A 22382-nucleotide genomic window follows, 5' to 3' on the forward strand; every position below is an offset into this window, starting at 1 on the left:
CGCAGCGAAGCACTCACTGCCGATCCGATGCTCGGCTATTACCCTAAGGTGCAATGCAGCTGCTGGACTTGAGAGCATTGTGGGGGTGGGGACGCGCAGTTACGGTAGTAGGCGTTCCAACGGGACCCATCCGCATGCAACAGCCTCCTCCGATCATGTTCGTCCTGGTCGATGCCAGCCGCTGGCAAACACCAGGACTTCCGCTATCGTGCGGTGAGGTGGCCGCCCGGCGCGATGCAGCAGTCAAGCCGGCCATGCTGGTGATGGGGGATGGCGCACACGCCCCCTGTGTGTTGTTGCGATCGGACGATCTCGATGGCATCGATGCGCAGCTCGACGAGTGGATCGTGGCGACGGCGACCAGGTTCGCGGACGCAATGGCGCGCTACGCAGCATTGACGCCGCGCGAGCGGCAAGCATTACAGCTGGTCACCGATGGCCTGCTCAATAAGCAGGCTGCCGCAGCCATGGGCATCAGCGAGGCGACGCTGCAGATCCATCGCAAGCGTGTCATGGACAAAATGGGTGCGCGCTCGTTTGCCGAGCTGGTGCGCATTGCCGATCTGCTGGGCCTATCAGGCGATGCTTGCCACCCTCCCGCGCCTCCCGACCGTCACAACGCACGGGTTCCACCTCGTCCACGCCGGCTTGGCGCACGCGCGGCGTGAGCGTGTCTCGTGCCCCAGCGTTGGCATTCGCGTTGGCATTTCGGCTTGTGCTGGGGTGGGCACTGACGCTGTGCGCATGTCTGCCGGCATTCGCACAGCTGGCGGAGGTCCCGCTTTTCCAGTTGCACCAGATGCACTGGACGGTCCAGACCGGCGCGCCGAGCGGCATGATCGCCATGACCCAGACGCGCGATGGCTATATCTGGGTTGTCGCCAGTGGAGGCTTGTTCCGATTCGATGGGGTCAAGTTCGAACGCGTCCAGCAGGTTGCCGGCGTTCCTTTGCCGACATCGCAAATCTATGCACTGTGGGCAAGGCCAGCGGGGGGCTTGTGGGTCGGCTATCTGTTCGGCGGCGCCAGCTTCATCGGTGAGGATGGAACATCGCAGCACTATTCCACTCAGGATGGCTTGCCACCTAACACGGCGATGAGCTTTGCCGAGGATGGCGGCCGCATGTGGATCGGGACCTCACGCGGCTTGTTCCGGTTAGAAGGCGGGCGGTGGACGCAGGCGGAAACGGCCTGGCAGTTTCCGCCGGTGCAAGTCAACCAGCTGGAACTCGACGGCGCGGGCACGCTGTGGGCTTATACGGACGATTCGCTGTACTTTCGCCGGCGTGGAGAGCGTCACTTCGAACTTGGCCTGAGGCAGGCGAACGATACCAAATGGAGTTACTTGCTGAAATCGCCGGATGGGCAGGTCTGGTTGGCGCAGCATCGATTAGGGCTCAGTGAGCTGAAAGCCCCACAGGTCGGAAACGCATTGGCAATGACCTGGCAGAACTTTCCAGAGTCTGCCGCTGAGCTGCTGGTATTGATGATCGACCGCGATCGCATGCTTTGGCATGCGTCCTCCAATGGCCTCAAGCGGATTCCACTGCTCCGGCAAGACCGCACGGCAACACAGAGCAGCCCGGCGAGCAAAGACGACACTGCCCCCATCCGACTGTTGGGCGAGACGCCGATCGCGCTCATGCAGGACCGCGAAGGCAACGCCTGGGTAATCTCTGATGGTGGGTTGTCGCGATTTCGTAGCTCTGCCTTCTTGCGAGTTGGGCTTGAGCGCGCTTCACGCGGTGCGGCATTGACTGCAGCGGGAGATGGCTCGATCTGGGTCAGTGATTCGGACCATGGACTGCACCGATTACGGAACGGATTAAGACAAGAATCGCTGCCGTCGTCCCATGAGAACTTTTCAGCCCTGCACCGGGATCACAACGGCACCTTATGGCTGGGTGGACGCCACAGTTCCATTTATCGCAGCAGCAGCAAGGGACTTGTCGAATGGCGTCCCCAGCACACACACAAAGCCAGCGGCATCCAGGCGATTGCCAGCCAGAAGGATGGCACGCTCTGGGTGTCGGTGATCCGGGGAGGCGTGTACCGGGTCGTCGACAATCGCTGGATGTTGTGGGGCGGGTTGGCCGCGTTGCCGCGCGAGCCGGCGACATCGATGACCGTGGATGCAGCTGGGCGGCTCTGGCTTGGCTATGTGCACAATCGCCTGGCGGTCGTCGATGGCAACCAAGTTAGGGTTTACAGCGCTGCGGATGGGTTGGCGACAGGCCCGGTGCAGGTCATGGCCGTGTCGGGTCGCGATGTCTGGATCGGCGGCGAAAAAGGCCTTGCTCGTTTCGATGGCAAGCGGTTTCACTCGGTACTCAACAGCGACGGACTTCGGTTCGGCAGCATCGCCGGGCTCATCCAGCGGGCAGGGGGGGAGCTGTGGTTGAACACCAGCGATGGCGCGGTCTTCATCGATGCAAATGAAGTTCGCAATATCGTGGCGAACCCGGCACATCTGGCAAGGTCCAGGCTGTTCGACCACAACGATGGCTTTCCAGGTGCCGTACAACTCCTGAGCACATGGCCAACTGCCATCGAAAGTACTGATGGACGGTTGTGGTTCACGACCTCCAGCGGCGTGGTTACGCTTGCGCCGGGGCCACTGCCACGCAATATGGTGACGCCCAACGTCTACCTAAAATCCATCACGGTGGATGGCCAGCGCACCAGTATCGAAGGACAGAGTCGCTCAGTGATAGCGCTGCCTACCAAGCCGCGGGTGATTCAGCTCGCCTATACCGCACCCAGTTTCACCATGCCCGAACGCGTGCAGTTCCGCTATCGCCTAAAAGGATCGGCCATGGGCTGGGAAGACGTAGGCACCAGGCGCGAGGCCTTTTTCACCGGTCTGCGCCCCGGGAACTATCGTTTCGAGGTTGTTGCAGCAAACGAGTCGGGGGTTTGGAACAACGCTGGCGCAAGCGTGGACTTTGTCGTTCCGCCCACCTTCGTGCAGTCACGCACCTTCCTGGCCCTGTGCATTGCAGCGATCGCCTGCGCCCTATGGGTGCTGTTTTTCCTGCGCATGCGCCAGGTCAAGGCAAAGCTACAATGGCGAAGTGAGGCGCGATTGTTGGAACGCGAGCGCATCGCACGCGATTTGCACGATACGTTTCTGCAGGGCGTGCAAGGGCTGATGCTGAGATTTCAATCGGCTGCCGAACGGATACCGGACGGAGAGCGCGCACGCGAACTGATGGAAGATGCGTTGGATCGCGCGGACAGAATTCTGGCCGATGGTCGCGACAAGGTGGCTGAATTGCGCACTTCGGTCTGCATGGACCTGCCGGATGCATTGGCGATGTCCGGAAGCGAACTGGCGCGCGATTATGGCGTGGCCTTCCAGGCCTCGGTGGAGGGCAGCCGACGCGCACTGGATCCGCTGGTTCTGGATGAAGCCTTCCATATCGGCAGCGAAGCGATGGCCAATGCCTTCCGCCATGCGCGTGCCACCCGCGTGCAGGTCGTCACCGTTTTCGGGCGCCGGCAACTTGAGATACGCGTCAGCGACGATGGATCTGGCTTCGATCTATCGGGAGTCAAGGATGGGCACTGGGGCCTGAAAGGCTTGCGCGAGCGTGCCGCCAGGGTGCGCGGCAATCTCAGCATTTCGAGCAAACCGGGTGTTGGGAGCACCGTGCAATTGCAGCTGCCTGGCAGCTGGGCGTATAAAGACGCCCGAAGACGGCGCTGGAACTGGCGCAAGCTCCTTGGCATGCATCAGGAGGACCCGACGTGAATCGGGCTAGAGACACCTCGCCAGCTTTGATTACCGTCATGGCCGTTGACGACCATCCGCTGCTGCTCGACGGCATCAAGGCCGCGTTGAGCGAGCAGCCGGACATCGCCTTGATCGCCGAGGCCACAAACGGCCGCGAGGCGATCGAACAGTTTCGCGTGCATGGGCCGGACGTCACGCTGATGGATCTGCAGATGCCTGGCATGGGCGGGCTGGAAGCGCTGCGCGGCATCCTCAGCGAATGGCCGGAAGCGCGCATCGTGATTCTGACCACCTACCGCGGCGACGCGCAGGCGATGAGCGCGCTCAAGAGTGGAGCCAGGGGCTTCATGCTCAAGGGAATGATGCGCAAGGAATTGCGCGATACGATCCGCGCAGTCCACGCAGGGCGGCGTGTGGTGCCTGCGGAAATCGCTATGGAACTGGCACAGCATGCCGGCGAGGACGACCTGTCACCACGCGAGATGGAAGTCTTGCGAGAGCTGGCGCGTGGCAACGCGAATCGGGAAATCGCCGAAAGCCTCAGCGTCACCGAGGGCACGGTGAAAGCGCATATGAAGCGCATCCTGTCCAAGCTTGGTGCCAAGGACCGTACGCACGCGGTGTTACTCGCGCTCAAACGCGGCATTCTCGAGGTGTGAATCGGGGCGATCTTGCGTCGCCTGCAACCCATCGGTCACCAGAACAAGATGGAGGCAAGGCGAAGGGGCCTTGCTCTGCAAGACGACTCCACCTAGGCGTGAGGGCGGCGCCTGACGGTCAAAGGCATAAGGAAAGATCATGGCGCTGCGTTGGTTATTGCTACTGCCGATCCTCTTGGGCGGCTTTCTCATTGCCGGCGTCCTCGGCAGTCTGTCGACCGCAGTGGTTGGCGTCTGGCATCTTCCTGGCGCAGGCTTCAGCGCCGCGCTGGCGGTTGTCATTCTTGCCTATGTCGCTGCGCCTGCAGTCAAGCTGCAGACCGCGCTCTGCGCGCTGCTGCTCGGCGGCGGCGTCGCCTGGTGGTTGCTGGAACCCTCGTTTTATCCAGAAAGCTACCGCGATCGGGGGGCCTATATGCCGACGCATCTGCCTCTGCTGGCGACCTGCCTTGGCGGACTGCTTGGACTGTTTACCGTGCTTGTCCATCACCAGCGGCGCCGTGTCGCGCATCGAACGCCAGGCTGATCAGGGCCATTCAATGCGCCCCCATGTCGACCAGGGCGAGGTGGACATGCCTACCTACGGAGAGTCCGGTCACGTCGCATGCTCTGCTTTGAATTACAACGCATCTGACACTGCCTCGCCAACGTTGAGGCGGTGAACAACGCACATGCCAGGTGATAAACGATCGAGCTGGAGATGGTCGACCATGCCCGACTCACTGGCTTTACACGGGTAACTCTTGCAATCTTGCAATGCGCTTGAGCTTGCTATCAAGTCAAGGGCTTTGGGTGATATCACGTAATCCGGCGGCATGAGATACAGTCACGCAGCCCGTGACGCACAGAAGCGCTTTGGCCATCACCGCGATCGACGCGAGAGGCCAGGGCTGCAGAACGCTCTCCGATTCGGAGTGGGCCTGGTCTATCCACCCTGAGATAGGAGATGGCGGCGTTGCGTCGTCTGACACCCTTATGGATGCGCTTCATCCTGCACTGCTGCATCGCGGGTGCAGGATTGCTGTTTGCGCTAAATGCGCATGCGCTCGACCGCGAGCGCAACCTCGCGCAGCTGCATCACACCGCCTGGACTGCGCGCGATGGCGCGCCGAGTCAGGTACGTGCGCTTGCCCAGACCAGTGATGGCTACCTGTGGATCGGTGGAGCAACCGGCTTGTTCCGCTTCGATGGCGTGACCTTCGAACGCTACGACAGCATTGGCGGCTCGCAGCTGCCGTCGCCCAATGTCACCGCGCTGCTGGCGACCCGAGAGGGCGATCTCTGGATCGGCTTTCGCAATGGCACAGTGGCCTGTCTCAGAGACAAGACCTTGCAGGTGTATTCGGGCAAAGATGAGCTCCCACCCGATATCGTGTTCGGATTCGCACAAGATCATGACGGGGCTATCTGGGCCGGCACCGCGCGTGGTTTGGTTGTCCGCGAGGGCAAACGCTGGAAGACGGTCGGCGTGGTGCAGGGCTTTCCGGAAGGCGAGCGTGCGCGGGTGCTGGGCGTCGATCGGACGGGCACGCTATGGGCCGCCGGCATCGAGAAGCTGCTGTTCCTGCCGCGCGGCGAGCAGGTCTTCCGGGATACGGGCCAGCGATTGAATGATGCCGCTCAAATCGCTCAGGACGCAGCGGGACGCCACTGGATCGCCGAGACAGCGCGCGCGGTGCGGCCGCTCGCGTTGGCAAGCAGCGGCCGTGTCGGCAAGGACGAAGAAATCTGGGTGGGGTCGCAGGCCATCACGTTCGACCGAGATGGCGGGCTGTGGATCGCCACCGTGGGTGACGGCCTGCGCAGGATCAGCCACCCCGAACAACCCAAACCGGCTTCCAGGGTCGAGGTGTTTACGCAAGCAAACGGACTCAGTTCGGATTTGCTGATTGCCGCCCTGGAGGATCGCGAAGGCAATCTTTGGTTTGGCAGCGATAAGGGAGTCGATCGTTTCCGCCATGGCGATGTTGTACCGGTGAGCATACCTGGCGGACACGCCGGGTTCACCCTGATGGCGGGAGAGGGCGGAGATATCTGGGCTGCCAGCTTCTCGGCCAGACCTCTGCTGCAAATCCGCGGCAACGCAGTGATTCCGCATGCGCAGGTCGTCAATATCGACAGTGCCTATCGTGATCCCGTCGGTGCCATTTGGTGGCCAGGATATGTTGGTCTCTGGCGCTACTATCAAGACCGTTTCGTGCTGATGCCCTGGCCCGCTGGTGTGCGTGGAGGCGATTGGTTCTTGCACACGCTTCACGGCGATGGCAGTGGAGGACTGTGGGCCGACATCGGAGGCCATGGGTTCAAGCACTTCCGCGACGGCAAATGGGAAGACACCACACCGGGCGGATATCCTGCAGGCGCCACAAGTGCGGTATTCGAAGATACCCAGGGGCGCGTCTGGCTGAGCACGCTGCCCGATCGCTTGTACCGCATCGAAGGTGGCAAAACCCATACCTATACGAGCGAACAGGGGCCTCAGGTGGGCCGGGTGATGGCGATCGGTGGCCGCGGACCTCATCTTTGGGTTGCCGGCGAACTCGGACTGGCGCTGTACCACCAAGGGCGCTTTTCCAAGATTGTTTCCGCAAAAAATGACACGTTGGGCAGCATTTCTGGCCTGGTCGAAACTGCCTCTGGCGACCTATGGCTCAGCGATGTGCAAGGGGCGATTCGCATACCGGCTGCAGAAGTCTCGCAGGTGCTCGCTAATCCGACACATCCGGTGCGTTACCGAAGGTTCGACTATCTCGATGGCTTGCCTGGCGCCCCGCAGATGGCGCCGACCAACTTCACCGTAGCCGAAGCCAGCGATGGGCGGGTGTGGTTCGCCACCGACAACGGTTTGGCCTGGATCGATCCCAACCGCTTGCACCACAATCCGTTGCCACCGCCGGTGTATCTGCATGCTGTGGAGGTGGATGGTCGTCCGTTTTTGCCCGGAGCGTTGCTGCAATTGCCCGTCGGTGCACAACAACTACGCATCGCCTACGCCGCGCTGAGCCTTTCGATTCCAGAACGGGTGCGGTTTCGCTATCGGCTCGAAGGCGTCGATCAGGGTTGGCAAGACGCCGGCACGCGGCGCGAGGCGATCTATACCAATCTGCGTCCTGGCCACTATCGATTTCGCGTTCTTGCCGCCAACGAGGACGGGGTCTGGAACACGCAGGGTGCAGCGATGGAGATCCAGATTCCACCGCCCTTCTATCTGACGAGCTGGTTCTTGACGTTATGCGTGCTCGTTGGAGCCGGGCTGCTTTGGCTCATTTACCTGCGCCGACTGCGGGTTATGGAGGCACGCTTGCAGGCGCGGCTGGCCGAGCGCCATCTCGAACGCGAACGGATCGCGCGCGAACTGCACGACACCTTGTTGCAGGGTATCCAAAGCCTGATCCTGCGCTTCCAGGCGGCGATCGAAAAACTCCCCGTGAAGGAGCCGGCACGCATTGCGATGGAGGGCGCGCTCGAGCGTGCCGATGATGTGCTGAGCGAAGGGCGTGATCGCGTGCAAGGGTTGCGCGCCGCTGCCGCGCCGGTCAGCGACTTTCCGCAGGCGTTGGCCAGCGTGGGCGCCGACCTGATGCACGACGCTGCACCGAACTTCCAGATGCGCGTCGAAGGTACGCAGAGACCGCTCGATCCACTGGTACATGACGAGATGTTCGGCATCGGACGCGAGGCCCTCATCAATGCGTTCAACCATGCACAGGCGGGCACCGTAACGCTCGAACTGCATTACGGCGCCAAGGCGTTGCGCCTGTGTATCAGTGATGATGGCCGCGGCATCGCGACCGAAGTGCTTGCCGCGGGCGTGCGGCCCGGTCACTGGGGATTGGCCGGCATGCGCGAGCGCGCTGCACGCATCGGTGCCACGCTCGCATTTCGAAATGGCGTTGCCACCGGTACCGAAGTGGAACTACAGGTTCCTGCAAAAATTGCGTATCGGCCTGCGGTGGCCGGCTGGCGAGGTTGGTTTGGCCGCATGGGTAAAGACCAATAGTTCCATTTTGGAGACAGGATAAACATCCTGCTCAAGAAAAAATCCAGCTCCTCTCGCAAGGGCCGCAATGAGGCTTTGCGCTGTTGAATTGCGAGAAAAACTAGGGTGATAAGCCTTTTCGACCGGAAGCGCATGACGGGCCCTACTTCCAGGCGATCAGCCAAGAGTGGAGGGGCGACGCGACGAATACCTTGCTTGGCGCCGCGCTCCGCCTCGACGGTGGCGGCCTCGCGAACAGCGGATGCTGACGACGAAGGGGATTAGAGATGTTTATTTGGGGTAGGGAAGGGTAGCTTCCGACCCCCAGCAGAATCTAGCAGGCAAGTTGATCTGAAGACGACGTTATTTGGTCGTGGCCGTGGCCGTGTCGGACCCATGCCTTCGTGACGCTTGAGCGGTGCGTTCCTGCCGACGCTCACAGGCCTGCTTATCCGGCGCGCCAAAACGTCAGTGCAAGTGGCTCCGGGCAAGCTCGCGAGCTGCGCATGACCGGCGCGGGTCAGCACGATCGCCGCGCCGCTGCTCGGCCGATTGGGGCTCAAGGTCAGTCCCCAGCGAGGGATGGCTCTAGCGTCGGCTGGTGAGCAGTGCGAATGAATCTGTATCTCAAAGCGCCAACGTCTTGTCCTGCGATCTTGCCGAAGTGCTGCTCTCGCCATTCGCCAAGATCCACCACGACGACCTTGACCAATGAATGCTGAACCGCTTTTCGTTTGGCGTTCCGCCTACGCACCGAAGCCCGGATGTCGGTGGCATTCGCATGCCAGAGCAATCCGCGCAGCCGGCGTTCTGGGATCCGTTCGCCGCTCGGTGCACCAGATCGCGGTCGGCAGGCAAGTCTTGATCCAAAGCCAGATCCAGCGGAGCGGCAACCGCACCGCCCTCAATGTCATTTCGCATAATGTATATTATGTAAAATCCCATGACTGGTCTGGAGCCGTCACAAGCTAGATTTCAGCCACATCCGCGGCGAGTGCCCCACCTGCGCCTTGAATGCACGCGAAAGCGCTGCCTCGCTGGCGTAGCCCACCTCGTCGGCCAGTTGCTTGAGCGGCCGGCCCTGGCGCAGGCCGCGTTGCACCAGCGCGATGCGCCAATTCTGCAGGTACTGACCTGGAGTGCAGCCTACCGTGTCGTGAAAGCTGCGGGCAAAGGCGCTGCGCGACATGCCGGCACGGGCGGCCAGCGACTCCAGCGACCAAGGCTTGGCGGGATGTTCGTGGATGCCGACCAGGGCCAGGCGCAGCCGCGCGTCGGCCATGCCGGCCAACATGCCGCCCTTGGCGTGGCCTTGCTCCATCAGTTCGCGGATCACGTGCACCAGCACCACTTCGAAGAGCCGGTTGAGCACTGCCTGCCGCCCGCAGTGCTGTGCGAAGGCTTCTTCGAACAAGGCATGCACCAGCACAGCACCTTGGCGCAGCGCTTCCAGCGGCAGGCAAATGCACGCAGGCAGTGCGCGCACCAATGGATTGGCCGCGCCTCCGCTGAAACTCAGGTGCGCGCAGGCAAAGTCGGCTCCGTGCACCGGGTCGGTGTCGAAGCGGTGCGCAAGTGCGCGCGGATACAGCAGCAAACTGGGCCGGTCGATCTGCAGGTGGCTGCCGTCGCCGTTGTGGACCACCACCGCGCCCTGACGAATCAGGTGCAGCTGGCCCCGGTCGCCACTGTCGAGCTGGTTGATGCCGCACAGCGCGCCGGCATGGAAGACCTCGGCGGTCACCGAGAAATGGCTCAGCAAGGCGGCTAGACGGTCGACCAATTGGACTCCAGGTAAAGTTTCATGGACGATTTGCGGCATATCGTATCGCCTTGACGCGCAAAGTCACTCCTGTCGCCGGCACCCTGCCCGGCTTGTCCAGGAACCGCATCATGAAGACTCCCCTCGCCCTTATTGCCACCACGCTGCTGGCGGCATCGATTGGCACTGCTGTCGCGGCCGCACCCAGCGACCAGCCGGCGCCATTGCGCCCGGTCGCAGACTTCCTCAAGGCGCTCAACAGCGGTGGCGGCACGCCGATCGAGCAGCTGAGCCCCGCGCAGGCCCGCCAGGTGCTGACCAACGCCCAGGCCAATACACCCCTGCCGGCGGCCGATGTAAGCCGCAAGACCATCCAGGCCAACGGCAAGCCGCTGAACCTGGTGATCGTGCGGCCGCCGCATAGCACTGGCCAGGTGCTGCCGGCTTTCATGTTCTTCCATGGCGGCGGCTGGGTGCTGGGCGACTTCCCGACCCACGAACGCCTGATCCGCGACCTGGTCAATGCCTCCGGCGCAGCGGCGGTCTACGTCGATTACACGCCCTCGCCGGAGGCGCACTACCCGGTGGCGATCCATCAGGCCTATGCCGCCACGCGTTGGGTTGCCGAACACGGCATGGAGATCGGCGTGGATGGCCAACGCCTGGCACTGGCCGGCAACAGCGTCGGTGGCAACATGGTGGCGGCAGTGGCGCTGCAGGCCAAGGCAGCAGGCACGCCGGCACTGCGCTACAACCTGATGCTGTGGCCGGTCACCGACGCCGCGTTCGACAATGACTCGTACCAGCGCTACCAGAGCGGCTACTTCCTCAGCCGCAACATGATGACCTGGTTCTGGGACAACTACACCACCGACCCCAAGGCCCGCGCCGAGATCACTGCTTCGCCCCTGCGTGCTACCGCCGCCCAGCTGGAAGGCTTGCCGCCGACCCAGATTCAGACGGCGGAGCTGGACGTACTGCGCGATGAGGGCGAAGCCTTCGGTCGCACGCTAGATCAAGCAGGTGTCGAGGTGACCGTGACGCGCTACAACGGGCTGATCCACGATTACGGCCTGCTCAATGCGCTTCGGGACGTATCGGCAGTCCGTGATGCGATTCGCCAAGCCGGCGATGGATTACGCGAACACCTGAAGTAAGCGCGATAGCGGAATGGCTCTGTGGCCGCCGCATCCGCAGTTGGCCCGGCCGGTAGACGATGGCAAGGAACCGTTGAACTGTCAGGAAGGAAACCGTGACTGAGCCGTGCCACGTTTCAACGTGCCAACTCGTCCAGGGCGCGGATGACCCGTGCCGAGTGCAAGCTGGTGTGGATTCAACTTCATCGATCCGCGATTGCAGTCATCGTTGATGTTGAAGGTGCGGAAGCGGCGGCCAGGCCATGAGGCGGCGTCGGACATGAAGTCTGCCTGCCAGGTGTGGTTCGCCGCTTGCGGGATCTCCAGCGGCGCGGATGCGATCAGGTCGCCGACGCTTGCCGCGACATGGAAGAGTGAGGTTCAGCGCGGTCTGGACCCGCCAGGCACGGTTTTTGCCCCGACCCCGCGACCGCCACGCCGACTCCATAGGCAGGCCAAATCCGTGTCCGGGGTCGTCCGTCAGATGCGCCTGGATTACGGCGATGAGCTAGCCAGCGTCGCGCGGCGCGGACGGCATAGCTGCGCAGATCGGAGCAGCTGCATCCATAGCGCATTACTCAGGGACGCGATCGCCATGGTCATCCTCCGCACAAAAGATCGCATGCATGGCGCTCAGCAAGGCTGCCACTTTTGGGTCGGCCAAACGATAAATGATGGATCGAGATTCGCGGCGAGTCAGGACCAACTGCCGCTGACGCAGGTCGGCCAGTTGCTGGGACAAGGCAGGCTGCCGAATGCCTGTCGTCGCTTCCAGGCCACTGACGGTGGATTCGCCTTGCGATAACTCGCACAGCAACAGCAGGCGTGACGGTGTGGCCATGAAACGGAGCAGCTCGGCCACGTCTGGCACGCGCTCCTTCATGGCGGCAAGAGCATCGGTGGAGAAAGCAGATTCGGTCACGAGGCGTGGGGACTGCGGATCAGGAATGTAGAGGGTAACGGCTAGGCACTGCGGCTGAACGAAAACGGCCAGCGCCAATTTGATATTTGCACAGTATATGTAACTATGAGATTGTTTCCTTACTCCTTCTCGACGCTGCCATCGTGAGTCATCCAACACGCGACACCTGCCTGGCAGCGGCCTGCGCTGTCGTGGAAGACACCCGCTCCGGTCGCATGAGCGCGCCGCACGTGGCGACATTCTTCGACCCGGTGACCTTTGCCGCCAGCCACGTGGTCCGAGACCCTGGCTCGTCGGCCTGCGCCATCATCGACAGCGTGCTCGACTTCGACATGGCGTCAGGCCGAACTGCGACCGGTTCGGCTGAAGCGCTTGCGCACTACGTGCGTGACGAGGCGTTACAGGTGCAATGGCACCTCGAAACACACGCCCATGCCGACCACCTGTCGGCTGCGCCGTGGCTGCAGCAGCAGGTGGGCGGACAGCTCGCCATCGGCGAGCGCATCACGGCCGTGCAGCAGACCTTCGGCAACCTTTTCAACGCCGGCAAGGAATTCAGCCGGGACGGCAGCCAGTTCGATCATCTGTTCGCCGACAGCGCAGCATTCACGATCGGGCATCTGCACGCAGTGGCGCTGCATGTTCCCGGACATACGCCCGCGTGCATGGCTTACGTCATCGGCGATGCGCTGTTTTCAGGCGATACGTTGTTCATGCCGGACTACGGCACGGTGCGCTGCGATTTTCCGGGCGGCTCGGCACGCCAGCTCTATCGCTCCATCCAACGGCTGCTGAAACTGCCCGATGCCACGCGTGTCTTCGTCTGCCACGACTACAAGTCCGCAGGCCGGGCCCATTTCGCATGGGAAACCACGATTGGCGCGCAACGCAGCGCGAATGTGCATCTGCATGCGGGCGTTTCCGAAGCGGACTTCGTGAAGATGCGCGAGACACGCGACGCCACGCTTCCCATGCCGCGCCTTCTGCTTCCATCGGTGCAAGTCAACATGCGCGCCGGTCATCTGCCCACGCCGGAAGACAACGGCGTGCGTTATCTGAAGCTGCCGTTGGACGTGCTATGACGCTCCCGCACCTCGCCTGGTATTGGCCGCTGATTGGTGGGCTGATGATCGGCACCGCCTCTGGCGCGTATTTACTGCTGGTCGGCCGCATCGCCGGCATCTCCGGCCTGCTCGCCGATGCGCTCGGTCTGCACGCGGGCGGCGCGCGCTCGCTGTCCATCCTGTTCCTGGCCGGGCTTCTGACAAGCGCAGGTGTGGCATTGGCGCTCAAGCCCATCACGCTCGCGCCGCTGAGCGGCACCAGCATGCCGGTGCTGATCGTGGCCGGCGTGCTGGTGGGCTATGGAACCCGTCTGGGTGCCGGCTGCACCAGCGGGCACGGAGTGAGCGGCCTGGCAAGACTGTCGCCGCGCTCGATCGTCGCCACCACCGTGTTCATGCTGCTGGGTATGGCAACAGTGACGGCCGTGCGGGCTGTCGCTGGAGCGGGCGCATGATCCGCGTGGCGGCTTTTCTCTGCGGCGCCTTGTTCGGGTTGGGCCTGGTGATTTCGGACATGGCCAATCCTGCACGCGTGCTTGCCTTCCTCGATGTCACCGGTGCCTGGGATGATTCGCTGGCCCTGGTGATGGCAGGCGCGCTGATCCCTTCGGCCATCGCCTACCAATGGGCGCGCGCACGCCGCACTCCCTTGCTCGCCCCGACACTGCAGCTGCCGCAGCAGCGGCGGATCGACCGCAAGCTGGTGATCGGTGCGGCGCTGTTTGGCATTGGCTGGGGTCTGGCCGGGGTCTGCCCTGGCCCCGCCATCGCGCTGTTGGCGACCGGCCAGGCGTTCGCCTTGGTGTTCGCTGCCTCGCTGGTGGCAGGCGTCTTCCTCCACAGCTTTCTCCATCGCGCCGGCGCGGGAAAACACGTCGCATGAAACTGCGATCGCTTTCGCCTGCCCTGCTGGTGGCCGGCCAATTGTTGCCTGCCGATCTTCCTGCCCTTGCCAGCCTGGGTGTCGCCAGCGTTGTCTGCAACAGGCCAGACAACGAGCAGCCGGATCAACCCGATCATCTGACCATGCAATCGGCCTGCGCGCAGGCGGGCATGCGTTTCGCTTATCTGCCCGTTGTCGCCGGCGCCATTTCGGAGGACGACGTGCAGCAATTTTGCGAAATGCTGGAGCAACTGCCTGCGCCCGTCGTTGCGTATTGCAGGACGGGAACGCGCTCGACGTCGTTGTGGGCGCTGGCACAAGTCCGCACCCTCAGGCTCACCACAGACCAGGTTCTGTCGATCGCCGCCGGCGCAGGTTACGACCTTTCCTCACTCGCTCCGCGTCTCATTCGCGACGCGCCATCCAGTCCTGAGTAAATACCGGTCATGCAAACCCTTTCATTGCTGCAGCTCGTGCTGGGCGGGCTTTCCGGCGTGTTGGTCGGCTTCGTGCTGGGACTGGTCGGTGGCGGCGGCTCCATTCTCGCTGTCCCGCTGATGCTGTATCTGGTCGGTGTGGATAATCCGCATGTGGCCATCGGGACCAGTGCATTGGCCGTCGCTGCCAATGCGCTGTCCAACCTGTTCGTGCATGCCCGCCGTGGCAATGTCAGGTGGCCGTGCGCCTCGCTCTTCGCCCTGGCCGGCGTTGCCGGCGCCTACCTTGGTTCGAGTCTGGGTAAGGCCGTCGACGGACAACGGTTGCTGGCGCTGTTTGCGGTATTGATGGTGGTGATTGGCCTGCAGATGCTGCGCAAGCGCAACGCGCAAGAGAATGCGGCTGCGCGCATCAGCAAGGAAAATGCACCCGCGTTGGTCGGGCTGGGAACGCTCGCTGGCGGATTTTCCGGCTTCTTGGGGTTCAGCCGACATACGTGTAGAAATGACTCACAGAATCCGATTTCTTTCGTAAAAACATGAGGTTGCCGGATAAAACGGCGCTTCAACCGACTAATCCAAGATCACCCCCTTCCTGCCCGGCGCTTCGTCGGCAACGGCCGGATCAGGTTTCGGTTGCGCCAGCAGCTGCAGAGCCTGTCCGCCCAGTACCGTTTGCATGGACAAGTACCTATGATCCGAGTCATCCGCCCCATCGACAAAGGAACCCCATCGCTGTGACAGTGACCGTCATTTCGGCCAGTTCCGTCCACGCCCAGCCTCTCGCTGACATCTACAACTACTACATCGCCAACACCCGCATCACGTTCGAGATGGATCCTGTCACATCGGTCGAGATGGTCAAGCGTATCGCAGACGTCCAGAGCATTGGTCTGCCTTGGCTCGTGGCGCTGGAAGGCGATCAGGTCGTTGGATACGCCTACGCCACTCAGTGGCGAGCAAGAAAGGCCTACCAGAGTTCGGTGGAGTCCACGGTCTACCTGGCGGATGGGCATCGCGGCCGCGGGTTGGGGACAGCCCTGTATGGAAAACTGATCGAGGAACTGCGGGGCCTAGAGCTACATGCGATCATTGGCGGCGTCGCTCAACCGAACGACGCAAGCGCCCGGCTGCATGAGGCGCTGGGATTCAAGAAGGTCGCGCACTTCGAGCAGGTTGGCTACAAGCTCGGCCAATGGGTTGATGTCGCGTACTGGCAACTGCTTCTTCCAGTCAGCTCCCGCGAGGAAGATTGATGACTTCTTGTATCCAAACCGCCAGTGCGGAGCCGGTTTGGTTGACGCGAAGGCTATCCCGGCTGCCTCTCCTCAAGCGGGGTCACCTTGCCAGCAACAGGCCAAGACTGGAAATTATGAGAAAAATCATAATTATGGTTTTCCCCATAACCGACCATAAAGCCGAGCAGTAGCCCCTGGTGGCTGCCATCTGGCGCCAGCACCATTGGCGGCAATGCTCAAGCGAGGATAGGCATCGAGGCGTAGGGCTAAGTCGCACTAGGACGATAACGCTCTGCTCTCAGGTGCACACTCAAGCTCCCATGCTTGATGGCTGTCAAACCTGAGCTATGATGGTCGACATGAAGCACCAGCCTCCTCTCGACTATCGAATACCGGCGTGATCGCGTTGATTGATCACGCCCCTGTTGCTCATGATGGTCAGAGCGCCGGCCTTATACCCCGGTGAGAGCACGCGCCAGATAAGCGCGTACACGTCGGTTCGATTCCGACCAGGGGCACCACACCACCTTCAGCGACGAACGCTTCCACTTGCGCGCCATGACAGCGCTTGTATTTGCTGCCGCTGCCACACAGGCATGGCGTATGCTCGCGCAGTCCTGCAGCGAGTGACTGGCCCAGAAAATCCCTCGCTTGCAGAAGTGGCTGGATCTCATCGGCGGGAACACTGATGTGACCATACTGGGATGCTCGCTCGCCACGGTTCATGACTCGAACGATTGCTTCGGACATCTGGATGAAATGCCTGATCAACAGATCGTCTCGTAGCGGCATGCGGACGTTGTCGATGGCCAATCCCTCATAGCGTCTGCGTGGATCGGGCACGAAAAGAATGCGTGTCTCACCTTCGGGCTTTGGCGTGATGTCGACCATTTCCCCAGCCGTGCTGACCCACACGGCATGGAACTCCGCCTCCACCAGCACGTGCGGCCACTCCCACAGCTGCCAACCGCACAGCATCTGGCCACCGTCCCGGGCGATCTTGGCTTGCACGTTCGGAAAGCACTCATGGACGATCGCATCGGCTTCCGGCTGAACACTAAGATAGACCGGCTCCGCGCCGCGCACGACCGAGTCGGTCAAGCGTCGCACCGCACGGGTGATTTCCGGTGGTGTCGTCGTTATTACGCTCATAGCAAAGCTCCTTGCGATCTCTTGTCGGTGTCGACTCCCCGCAATTCAATGCCAGCTAAAACTAGAGGTCTGCGGTTGATGTTGATCACGGAACTCAGCGGGCGTTAGTCCGCCCAGGCTGTCGTGCGGGATCTGTTGGTTGTAGTCGGCAAGCCAGTGTTCGGTCTGTTCGCGGACCTCGCTCAGCGTGCGGAAGAGATGCATGTCCAGCACGCCGCGCCTGTAGCTGCCGTTGAAGCGTTCGATAAAACCGTTCTGCATCGGACGCCCCGGTTCAATGAAGTCCAAGGCGATGCCCTTACGCTCGGCCCACTCGGACAAGGCCAGCGCGACAAATTCCGGCCCGTTGTCCAAACGTAGCTTGTTCGGATAGCCGCGCCAAGCTGCGATGCGTTCCAACGTGCGGATGACGCGGGCGGCCGGAAGATTCAGGTCCACTTCGATCGCCAAGGCTTCCCGACTGAAATCGTCGATGACATTGAACGTGCGAAAACGCCGACCGTCCCATAACGCATCGGACATGAAGTCGATCGACCATCCAGCATTGGGTCGATCACCGCAGGCCAGCGGCTGTGGATGACGCGTCGGTACCCGGCGCCTGCTGCGACGACGTTGATTGAGCTTCATCAGGCAATACACGCGCCAGACCCTCTTGTGGTTCCACACATGTCCGCGACGGCGGATGATTTGAAAAAGTTTTCCAAATCCACGCTCAGGAAAACGCTCGGCCAACTCGGACAACAGCGCGATAACCTCATCATCCCGATCGGGACGACGCTGATAGCGCATCGTCGAGCGCGCCACGCCAACCACCGAACAGGCCCGGCGCTCGCTCCAGCCATGCTGCTCGATGAGCCAGGCCAGAAGCGGGCGCTTGTGCGCCGGGTCTACAGTTTTTTTGCGATGACATCCTTCAATGCATGGTTTTCCATCGCCAGCTCGGCGTACATGCGTTTGAGCTTGTTGTGCTCGGTCTCCAGGTCGCGAAGGCGCTGCACATCAGCGGCCTCCATGCCGCCGTACTTGGATTTCCAGACGTAGTACGTCGCATCGGAAATCCCTAGCTCACGACACACATCCTTGACTTGGCGGCCACCCTCGACCTGCTTCAGCGTGGCGACGATCTGGCTATCGGTGAACTTGCTCTTGCGCATTGGTGGTCTCCTTGATGGCTAGTGTGCCCGGAGACCTCTAGTTATGGCTGGATCAAGTTTACGGGGAGTCGACACAATGCCTGCTTCCGGCCAGAAGCAGCCGGTCACGGTAACGTCCTTTGCGGGGCTCCGTAAATCTGCCGGTAGGCGACATGCTGGCATAGCACCGACGCCCCCCCGATTTTGAGTAGCACCTCAGTTTGGAGTCCAATTCCCTAACTCGAGGAGATTGGACGTGAAGAAGCGTTTTTCTGAAGAACAGATCATCGGCTTCCTGCGCGAAGCTGATGCCGGTGTGGCGATCAAGGACCTGTGCCGGCGGCATGGCTTCAGCGAGGCTTCCTATTATCTGTGGCGCAGCAAGTTCGGCGGGATGAGCGTGCCCGATGCCAAGCGGCTCAAGGACCTTGAGTCCGAGAACGCGCGGCTGAAGAAGTTGCTGGCCGAGCAGCTGTTCGAGAACGACCTGATCAAGGATGCACTGCGAAAAAAGTGGTGAGCGCACCGGCGCGTCGCATGCTGGTGCGCGAGTGGATCGGGCGTGGTGCCAGCGAGCGTCGTGCGTTGGCAGTGATCGGCATGAGCGCCAGTGCGCTGCGATATTGCCCGCGCGAAGATCGCAACGTCGAACTGCGCGAACGCATCTGTGCGTTGGCGCATCGCCATCGCCGTTATGGTGTGGGGATGATCTATCTCAAATTACGACAGGAAGGACGCATCGTGAACTACAAGCGTGTGGAGCGGTTGTACCGCGAGCAGCAGCTGCAGGTCCGGCGCCGCAAGCGCAAAAAGGTGCTGATAGGAGAGCGTCAGCCGCTGCTGCGGCCATCGCAGGCCAATCAGGTGTGGTCGATGGATTTCGTGTTCGACCGCAGCGCCGAAGGCCGAGTGATCAAGTGTCTGGTGATCGTGGACGATGCAACCCACGAAGCGATCGCCATCGAGGTGGAGCGCGCAATCTCGGGCCATGGCGTGACACGCGTGCTGGATCGGCTGGCGCACAGTCGCGGCTTGCCACAGGTGATCCGCACAGATAACGGCAAGGAGTTTTGCGGCAAAGCGATGGTGGCCTGGGCACATGCGCGTGGCGTGCAGTTACGGCTGATCCAGCCTGGCAAGCCAAACCAGAACGCCTACGTCGAATCGTTCAATGGCCGGCTGCGCGACGAATGCCTCAACGAGCACTGGTTCCCAACCCTGCTGCATGCGCGTACCGAGATCGAACGCTGGCGACGCGAATACAACGAGGAGCGACCCAAGAAGGCCATTGGCGGCATGACGCCATCTGCGTATGCCCAACAGCTGGCCAACACCGATATCATCAACCCCGGACTCTAAACCCGGCCGCTACTCAGAGCGGGGGGACGTCGTTGCTGTGCGCTGTGATGAGCTGACCCAGGGCCAGGTTATGGCGCGCCTGGCGGACATGTACGACGAGTTGTACATCGACGAAGTCCAGGACCTCGCCGGCTACGACCTGGACCTGGTCGAGCGGCTGTTGAAGAGCGATATCGCCATCACCTTGGTAGGCGATACACGCCAGGCGACCTACGCGACCAACTACGCATCAAGGCACAGCCAGTATCGCGGGCCAAATCTGGCAGCCTTGTTCCAGGTTTGGGAGTCGGACGGCTTATGCCAGCTCGATCACCGCCTCATCAGCCTGCGCTGCGTTCAGGCCCTCTGCGATTTGGCCGATGCGCTCTATCCGCAGATGCCACGGACCAAGTCAAGCAACGGCGAGGTCACGGGGCACGATGGCATCTATCTCGTCGCTCCCGGGCAGGTCGCTGCGTATATGCAGGAATTTGCTCCAACCGTGCTTCGGTATGACCGGCGGCAGGCGTGCGACGGACTGCTTGCGGTGAACTTCGGCCAGTCCAAGGGCCGCACGTATAGCCGGGTCCTGATCTTCCCCAACGGGCCGTTGACGCAGTACCTGCGCACGGCAGATGCGTCACGCATCACCGCACCACCAAAATACTATGTGGCCTTCACCCGGGCGCGGCAAAGCATGGCGTTTGTCTATGCCGGCGCGTGCGCGCTGCCGGGTCATCAGCTCTACGCGCCTAGCAGCGCAAACGCATAAGCAGCGCTCACATTTTTCTCAACGGGCGTCGATAAGGGGCGCCGGCCCTGGATCTTCGAGGCCAGGCATGACCTGATCGACGCCGAATTGCCCTCTATTCTTGCATCCTACAAGGATATTTGTAGAATGGACGAATGAAAGATGAGTCCGCCGTCTCAGCGCTCGCCGCCCTCGCACACTCCGACCGCCTGGCCGCGTTCCGGATGCTCGTTCGCGCCGGTCCCAATGGCATGCCATCGGGCGAAATCGCCGAAGCGCTTGCGATTCCGCCAACGCGCATGAGCTTCCACCTTGCGACCCTGGAGCGCGCGAGCCTGCTGCGCTCCTGGCGCGACGGGCGGCGTGTCCTGTACGCCGCGAGCTACGAGGACATGCGCCAGCTTCTTGCGTTTCTCACAGAGGATTGCTGCTCCGGAAATCCGGAGATCTGCGGCTCTCTCTTCAATTCCATCACTCCTTGCACTGCGGAGACCTGCGCATGAGCCTGCCTCAGCCTTTCAATGTCGTGTTCCTGTGCACCGGCAATTCCGCCCGGTCAATCCTCGCCGAGAGCGTCCTCCGCAAGATCGGCGATGGCCGCTTCAATGCGTTCTCTGCCGGCAGCCATCCCAAGGGGGAGGTCCACCCGCTGGCGATCGAGACGCTGCGTCAGGCTGACTACCCAGTCGAGGGCCTGCGCTCCAAGGCATGGGACGAGTTCGCCGTGCCGGATGCCCCGCGTATGGATTTCGTGTTCACCGTCTGCGACCAGGCGGCCGGCGAGGCCTGCCCGTTGTGGCCAGGACAGCCGGTCACCGGGCACTGGGGCATAGAGGACCCTAGCCACGAAACGCGCGGGGACATGTGGCAGCGCGCCGCATTCCGGCAGGCGCTGATGTACATGGAGAACCGCATCAAGGCGTTCGTCGCGCTACCGATCCACACGCTGTCGCGAGCGACCTTGACGGCGCAGGTAGGCGAAATCGGCCAGTTCGAGGGCACCACGTCGCCTCGACCCGACGTGGCTTGAGGAAATCATCATGGCATTGACGATCTACCATAACCCTGCCTGCGGCACGTCCCGAAATACCCTGGAAATGATGCGCCAGTCCGGCGAAGATCCTGAGGTCATCGAGTACCTGCAGACGCCGCCGGCGCGCGAAAAGCTGATCGAGCTGATCGCCGCGATGGGCATCGCGCCTCGCGCTCTCTTGCGCCAGAAGGGAACGCCCTACGTGGAGCTGGGCTTGGACAATCCCGCGCTCACGGACGAGCAGCTGGTGGACGCGATGATGGCGTACCCCATCCTCATCAACCGTCCCATCGTCGTTTCCGACCGGGGCGTGGCGCTGTGCCGGCCATCGGAGAAGGTGCTTGCGCTGCTGGACAGCCCAGTCGCCTCCTTCACCAAGGAAGACGGCGAGACCGTGACGACAGGCGGAGCATCAACGTGATCGATCGCATTGCCATGGATCTACCGAGCATCGACCTGACGCAACTCACGCCGATCGACGTCGACGCACTGGCGGCGCCCGGCGATCCAAGACACCCGCCCCGCATCCTCATCCTCTACGGCTCGCTGCGGGAGCGCTCCTATTCGCGGTTGCTGGCCGAAGAAGCTGGAAGGCTGCTGCGCTGGTACGGCTGCGACGTGCGGATCTTCGATCCGCACGACTTGCCGCTGCCCGACGGGGCCGCTCCAGATCATCCGAAGGTGAGCGAGCTGCGCGAACTGGCCTATTGGTCGGAAGGCATGGTCTGGGTCAGCCCGGAGCGCCACGGCGCCATGACCGGGATCATGAAGGCGCAGATCGACTGGATACCTCTGGCCGATGGTGCCAAGCGCCCGACGCAAGGCAAGACCCTGGCGGTGATGCAGGTCTCCGGCGGCTCGCAAAGCTTCAACGCGGTGAACCAGCTGCGCGTGCTCGGCCGGTGGATGCGCATGGTCACGATCCCGAATCAATCGTCCGTGGCCAAGGCGTTCCAGGAATTCGATGAGGCGGGACGCATGAAGCCGTCGGCCTACTACCAGCGGGTCGCCGACGTCTGCGAGGAGCTGGTGAAATTCACGTGGCTCGTGCGTGGCCGCTCGGCGCACCTGACCGATCGCTATTCCGAGCGCGTCGAGAACGCCGAAGAACTGTCCAAGCGCGTGAATCAGCGCTCCATCTAACCCCTGCCGGAGCGCT

The 22382-nt window shown here is 62.1% G+C and carries 20 protein-coding genes, 1 tRNA gene and 2 pseudogenes; 19 read left to right on the top strand and 4 right to left on the bottom strand.

Features of this window, described 5'->3' with window-relative positions:
- Positions 1–53: 53 nt before the first annotated feature.
- The 5 genes from ACDH77_RS10345 to ACDH77_RS10365 all read left to right on the top strand — a co-directional run bounded on the left by ACDH77_RS10345 (position 54) and on the right by ACDH77_RS10365 (position 8395).
- Positions 54–668, top strand: coding sequence for a response regulator transcription factor (locus ACDH77_RS10345; protein ID WP_127166235.1), 615 nt, complete (start codon positions 54–56; stop codon positions 666–668).
- Positions 665–3754 carry a triple tyrosine motif-containing protein gene (locus tag ACDH77_RS10350; RefSeq protein ID WP_372371870.1) on the top strand — a complete coding sequence of 1030 codons (3090 nt, stop codon included), beginning with the start codon at positions 665–667 and terminating at the stop codon, positions 3752–3754. Before ACDH77_RS10345 ends, ACDH77_RS10350 begins: the two co-directional genes overlap by 4 nt.
- Positions 3755–3792: 38 nt before the next feature.
- Complete coding sequence (locus ACDH77_RS10355) at positions 3793–4395, top strand: response regulator (RefSeq protein WP_031422732.1); 603 nt, start codon at positions 3793–3795, stop codon at positions 4393–4395.
- 139 nt (positions 4396–4534) lie between these two features.
- Positions 4535–4921, top strand: coding sequence for a hypothetical protein (locus tag ACDH77_RS10360; RefSeq protein ID WP_008575730.1), 387 nt, complete (start codon positions 4535–4537; stop codon positions 4919–4921).
- Between the two features lie 420 nt (positions 4922–5341).
- Complete coding sequence (locus ACDH77_RS10365) at positions 5342–8395, top strand: two-component regulator propeller domain-containing protein (RefSeq protein WP_372353869.1); 3054 nt, start codon at positions 5342–5344, stop codon at positions 8393–8395.
- Between the two features lie 940 nt (positions 8396–9335).
- On the opposite strand, the gene ACDH77_RS10370 is transcribed toward ACDH77_RS10365, so the two are convergent.
- Positions 9336–10157 carry an AraC family transcriptional regulator gene (locus ACDH77_RS10370; protein ID WP_031422768.1) on the bottom strand — a complete coding sequence of 274 codons (822 nt, stop codon included), beginning with the start codon at positions 10155–10157 and terminating at the stop codon, positions 9336–9338.
- Between the two features lie 110 nt (positions 10158–10267).
- Here ACDH77_RS10370 and ACDH77_RS10375 point away from each other — a divergent pair, with 110 nt between their 5' ends.
- On the top strand, positions 10268–11293 hold the full coding sequence (locus ACDH77_RS10375; RefSeq protein WP_057681765.1) for an alpha/beta hydrolase: 1026 nt from the start codon (positions 10268–10270) through the stop codon (positions 11291–11293).
- A 553-nt stretch (positions 11294–11846) separates the two neighbouring features.
- On the opposite strand, the gene ACDH77_RS10380 is transcribed toward ACDH77_RS10375, so the two are convergent.
- Entirely contained in the window at positions 11847–12155 is a 309-nt protein-coding gene (locus ACDH77_RS10380) for an ArsR/SmtB family transcription factor (protein WP_031422770.1), read from the bottom strand.
- A 254-nt stretch (positions 12156–12409) separates the two neighbouring features.
- Between ACDH77_RS10380 and ACDH77_RS10385 the strand changes: the two genes are divergently transcribed.
- The 7 genes and pseudogenes from ACDH77_RS10385 (at position 12410) to ACDH77_RS10415 (ending at position 16337) form a co-directional block, all read left to right on the top strand.
- On the top strand, positions 12410–13276 hold the full coding sequence (locus ACDH77_RS10385; protein ID WP_031422772.1) for an MBL fold metallo-hydrolase: 867 nt from the start codon (positions 12410–12412) through the stop codon (positions 13274–13276).
- Positions 13273–13713, top strand: coding sequence for a YeeE/YedE family protein (locus ACDH77_RS10390; protein ID WP_008575717.1), 441 nt, complete (start codon positions 13273–13275; stop codon positions 13711–13713). Before ACDH77_RS10385 ends, ACDH77_RS10390 begins: the two co-directional genes overlap by 4 nt.
- A complete protein-coding gene (locus ACDH77_RS10395; RefSeq protein ID WP_008575716.1) occupies positions 13710–14141 on the top strand; it encodes a DUF6691 family protein in 432 nt (143 codons plus the stop codon). Before ACDH77_RS10390 ends, ACDH77_RS10395 begins: the two co-directional genes overlap by 4 nt.
- Positions 14138–14578: a TIGR01244 family sulfur transferase gene (locus ACDH77_RS10400; RefSeq protein ID WP_031422774.1), complete on the top strand. Its 441-nt coding sequence runs from the start codon at positions 14138–14140 to the stop codon at positions 14576–14578. Before ACDH77_RS10395 ends, ACDH77_RS10400 begins: the two co-directional genes overlap by 4 nt.
- 24 nt (positions 14579–14602) lie before the next feature.
- Positions 14603–15061: pseudogene (locus ACDH77_RS10405) on the top strand (sulfite exporter TauE/SafE family protein); the annotation flags it as partial.
- A gap of 254 nt (positions 15062–15315) precedes the next feature.
- Positions 15316–15834 carry an arsinothricin resistance N-acetyltransferase ArsN1 family B gene (locus tag ACDH77_RS10410; protein WP_017907763.1) on the top strand — a complete coding sequence of 173 codons (519 nt, stop codon included), beginning with the start codon at positions 15316–15318 and terminating at the stop codon, positions 15832–15834.
- Between the two features lie 400 nt (positions 15835–16234).
- Positions 16235–16337: transfer RNA gene (locus tag ACDH77_RS10415), tRNA-Ile, on the top strand.
- A gap of 52 nt (positions 16338–16389) precedes the next feature.
- On the opposite strand, the pseudogene ACDH77_RS10420 reads toward ACDH77_RS10415, so the two are convergent.
- Positions 16390–16968: pseudogene (locus tag ACDH77_RS10420) on the bottom strand (zinc chelation protein SecC); the annotation flags it as partial.
- 45 nt (positions 16969–17013) lie between these two features.
- Positions 17014–18122 (bottom strand): IS3-like element ISXca2 family transposase gene (locus tag ACDH77_RS10425; protein ID WP_087944180.1). Its coding sequence is split into 2 segments (ribosomal slippage): positions 17014–17870 and positions 17870–18122, totalling 1110 coding nucleotides; the frame shifts between segments, so codons are not numbered across the junction.
- Between the two features lie 235 nt (positions 18123–18357).
- Between ACDH77_RS10425 and ACDH77_RS10430 the strand changes: the two genes are divergently transcribed.
- The 6 genes from ACDH77_RS10430 (at position 18358) to arsH (ending at position 22366) form a co-directional block, all read left to right on the top strand.
- A protein-coding gene (locus ACDH77_RS10430; protein WP_094030629.1) for an IS3 family transposase occupies positions 18358–19460 on the top strand; the annotation gives its coding sequence in 2 pieces (ribosomal slippage) (positions 18358–18616 and positions 18616–19460; 1104 coding nt in all).
- Between the two features lie 88 nt (positions 19461–19548).
- Positions 19549–20211 (top strand): hypothetical protein, encoded by a 663-nt coding sequence (locus ACDH77_RS10435; RefSeq protein ID WP_372371871.1) that lies wholly within the window; start codon positions 19549–19551, stop codon positions 20209–20211.
- 134 nt (positions 20212–20345) lie between these two features.
- Entirely contained in the window at positions 20346–20693 is a 348-nt protein-coding gene (locus tag ACDH77_RS10440; protein WP_017907769.1) for an ArsR/SmtB family transcription factor, read from the top strand.
- Positions 20690–21220, top strand: coding sequence for an arsenate reductase ArsC (locus ACDH77_RS10445; protein ID WP_218489201.1), 531 nt, complete (start codon positions 20690–20692; stop codon positions 21218–21220). The genes ACDH77_RS10440 and ACDH77_RS10445 overlap by 4 nt, the downstream gene beginning before the upstream one ends.
- A 10-nt stretch (positions 21221–21230) precedes the next feature.
- Entirely contained in the window at positions 21231–21644 is a 414-nt protein-coding gene (gene arsC / locus ACDH77_RS10450; RefSeq protein WP_026144154.1) for an arsenate reductase (glutaredoxin), read from the top strand.
- Positions 21641–22366 carry an arsenical resistance protein ArsH gene (gene arsH / locus ACDH77_RS10455; RefSeq protein WP_026144155.1) on the top strand — a complete coding sequence of 242 codons (726 nt, stop codon included), beginning with the start codon at positions 21641–21643 and terminating at the stop codon, positions 22364–22366. Before arsC ends, arsH begins: the two co-directional genes overlap by 4 nt.
- Positions 22367–22382: the final 16 nt, after the last annotated feature.

The sequence above is a fragment of the Xanthomonas axonopodis pv. maculifoliigardeniae genome, assembly GCF_041519315.1.
GTDB lineage: Bacteria > Pseudomonadota > Gammaproteobacteria > Xanthomonadales > Xanthomonadaceae > Xanthomonas > Xanthomonas euvesicatoria.